Source organism: [Flexibacter] sp. ATCC 35208, from assembly GCF_001975825.1.
Taxonomy (GTDB): domain Bacteria; phylum Bacteroidota; class Bacteroidia; order Chitinophagales; family Chitinophagaceae; genus Chitinophaga.
Genome location: NZ_MTKN01000254.1, coordinates 1 through 547, shown reverse-complemented (window position 1 = coordinate 547; position 547 = coordinate 1). Strand labels below are relative to the sequence as shown.

The following is a 547-nucleotide window of genomic DNA, read 5'->3' as shown; positions in this document are numbered from 1 at the left end:
CCGAGGTCCGAATACTTACATAGAATAGGACTTGTATCATCGTAGATAATTAAGTCAATCTGTTTTGAAGATAAATGCTCACCGCGATTGTGTGTTTGTTTAATTACGAAACCTGTTCCTATTGAATACTTTTCGGGAATAAATCGTTTAATGACATTTTTAAGAACTGCTTCTTTATGTCTTCCTACTTCGGGCCAATGATGTATTAGATTTTTAACTCTGTTTGTTATTGCCAGAAGCTCGTCGGTAGTCGTTTTATGAAATTCCTTTAAGTTCATTACAATGTATCAATTATTGCTAATTAAGTCCTTTAGCTCAGTTTTAAAATCCTTTTAATTACTCATGTTTTATGATTTAAACGCTAACTTTTCATTCCATATAAATTTTTATTACCATATACTGAACTTTCTTGATTTAAATACACATACAAGCAGATTACATACATTAGTTTCATCAATATTCATTTCTATCAATTTACAGTTTTTATCCTTGCAAATTGGCAAATTTGTTTTTTCAATAATTCTGTCAATGAAGTTGTTTATACTTT

1 protein-coding gene is annotated in these 547 nt (G+C 29.3%); it reads right to left on the bottom strand.

Annotated elements, in window-relative coordinates; all coding sequences use genetic code 11:
* Positions 1-278, bottom strand: a 278-nt coding sequence (locus BW716_RS37990; RefSeq protein ID WP_220388933.1) for a DUF6602 domain-containing protein, incomplete at its 3' end; no start/stop codon positions are given.
* Positions 279-547 lie beyond the last annotated feature (269 nt).